This is a genomic window from uncultured Anaerococcus sp. (genome assembly GCF_963510915.1).
Taxonomy (GTDB): Bacteria; Bacillota; Clostridia; order Tissierellales; family Peptoniphilaceae; genus Anaerococcus.
Window position 1 is genome coordinate 1 of the sequence record NZ_CAUPHG010000149.1, and the last position, 2818, is coordinate 2818.

At 38.6% G+C, this 2818-nt stretch carries 1 protein-coding gene; it reads right to left on the reverse strand.

Annotated elements, in window-relative coordinates; genetic code table 11:
• The coding region (locus RQ893_RS08930; RefSeq protein ID WP_311482659.1) for a phosphoribosylformylglycinamidine synthase at window positions 1-2818 on the reverse strand (2818 nt) is incomplete at both ends.

The following is a 2818-nucleotide window of genomic DNA, read 5'->3' on the forward strand; positions in this document are numbered from 1 at the left end:
TCTACATATTGGAAGGCTGCAAGGTGCTTGAATTTTTCTATATTATTTCCAACGAGCCTTCCTTCTCCGTGACTAAAGACAAGTTCATGGAGGTCACCAATTTCAAATCCTTGGGTCCATGGAGACTTAGTCGATGCCACTCTTGTGATAGCTGTGTCTGATATGTGCCTAAAACCAACATTTCTAAAGAGACTTAGGTCATCTTCGTTAAGGTCTGTGATCTTTCCATAAGGTAAGAGTCCTGATTTTATAAGGGCTTGGAAGCCGTTACAAATACCTAGGATTAGCTTTTTATCAGCTAGGTGGGCATGGATTGCTTCTTTTACCTTTTCGTTTTTTAGGATATTTACAATAAATTTCGCTGACCCATCTGGCTCATCACCTGCGGAAAATCCACCTGGGAAGGCTATGATGTGGGAAGATTTAATTTCCTTAACAAAAGCATCGATTGATTTTTCAATATCGTCTTCCTTGGTATTGGTAAAGACAACTTGACTTACAACAGCGCCTGCCTCTTCGAAGGCCTTTTGGGTGTCATATTCTGAATTTGTTCCAGGAAATACTGGAATTACAACCTTGACATCGTCAATTTTTTCCTTGTAGTAGATATTTTCAGTTTTTTTGGAAACTAGGTTTTCTACTTTGCCTTTGTCTTTGTTGTAGTAGGTTGGGTAAATTTCCTCTAAGGTTGACATATAGGCTTTTTCAGCATCATCAAGATTTATTTCAATGCCATTTATAGAAATTTCTTGGCTTATTTTTCCGATTTCCTTAAAGTCCAAATCAGCATTTGCTTCTATGACAATTGAGCAAGGATTAAAATCAAGAGCCTTTTCATAGTCGATTGTAAAGCCTAATTTATTACCAAGAGCCATCTTGATTAAAGAAGAAGTGACTGATCCAAAATCTTGGACGTAGGCTGATACAACCTTCTTATCCTTGATATAAGAATTTAATTTTTCAAAATCAGTCATGGCCTTAGCGATGTTTGGATAGGCTTTTTCGTCTTTTTCTATTTCTAGGATATATAATTTGTTACCGACTTTTTTAAGGTCTGGAGTAATTACGTCTTCGATTTTTACAGGTGTGCAAGCAAAGGAAATCAAGGTTTCAACGACATTTAGGTCATTAAAAGATCCTGACATGGAGTCCTTACCACCTATAGAAGGTCTACCGATTTCTCTTTGGGCTATGATTGAACCTAGCATGGCTTGGGTAACCTTGCCCCATTTTCTTGGGTCATCTAGGAGTTTTTCAAAATATTCTTGAAAGGAGAAGTACAAATCTTCCCTATTGCCACCAACAGCATAAACTTTTGCCACAGATTCTAATACTGAGTAAATGCTTGATAGGAATGGAGAATATTTTGAAATTTTTGGTATAAAACCATAGGCCAAGATAGTTGCTGTATCTGGTGTTGAATACAAGGTTGGAATGGCTGCAACAGACGCTTGGACAGGTGTTATTCTTTCCTTGCCTGCAAATGGCATCATCACTGTTTGGGCACCTACTGATGAGTCAAACATTGAAACCATACCCTTTTGGTTAGTGACATTTAAGTCTTTAAGCTCATCTAAAATAGCTTCCTTAGTCACTTCTTTTTTGACAAAAGGATTCTCTCTTATATTATCAACTAGGTCTGCCTTAGCGTGTTTTCTAACACCTGCTGTTGCCAAAAATTCTGCGCTAAAATCTACAATTTTTTCGTCTCCGTAATACATTTCTAGGCGGTTTCTGTCTGTAATATTTGCCACATGTACGTATTCGAGGTTTTCTTTTTCACACTCTTTTACAAAGACCTCGTAGTCTTTTTTATCTATACCAACCGCCATTCTCTCTTGAGATTCAGAAATAGCTATTTCTGTTGGATTAAGTCCTTTATATTTGGTTTTGACCCTGTCGAGAAAGATTTCAATACCTTCTGAAAGCTCCCCTATGGCAACAGATACACCACCTGCACCAAAGTCGTTTGATTTTTTAATAAGTCTTGTGACTTCTGGTTTTCTGAATAATCTTTGGATTTTTCTTTCTTCGACTGGGTTTCCCTTTTGAACTTGGCTTGAAGCTGTAGTAAGTGAAGAGTCATCGTGAACAACAGAAGATCCTGAGGCACCTTGGATGCCATCACGACCGGTCCTTCCTCCAATCATGACAACTATATCGCCAGGGACAAGCTCTTCTCTCTTGTAATCGCCGTCTTTAACAGCTCCTACAACTGCCCCAACTTCCATAGTTTTTGCTACATAGGATGGGTCGTAAATTTCTCTGACAAAGGTTGTTGCAAGGCCGATTTGGTTACCATAAGATGAATTTCCTAAAGCTTTTCCTTTTGAAATTTCAACTTGTGGAAGCTTGTTGGCAAGAGTATCTTCTCTTTTTTCTAGGATGTTACCTGCACCAGATACTCTCATGGCTTGGTAAACATAGGACCTACCAGAAAGTGGGTCCCTGATGGCACCGCCTATACAAGTTGATGCACCACCGAATGGCTCGATTTCTGAAGGGTGGTTGTGGGTTTCGTTTTTAAATTGAATGAGCCACCTTTCCTTCTTGCCCTTGTTTTCTATTTCCGTAAAGAAGGAACAAGCGTTGATTTCCTCAGAAACTTCTATCTTGGTATCGCCCAAAACCTTGGTGTGGTATTTCCCAAAAATTGATGCCATATCCATAAGTCTGATTGGCTTTGTGATGCCAAGTTCTTTTCTTAATTTTAAATAATAATCAAAGGCATCTTGCATTTCCTTCTGGAATAATTCTGAATTTATATTTACTTCATCAAGGCTAGTTTCAAAGGTTGTGTGCCTGCAGTGGTCAGACC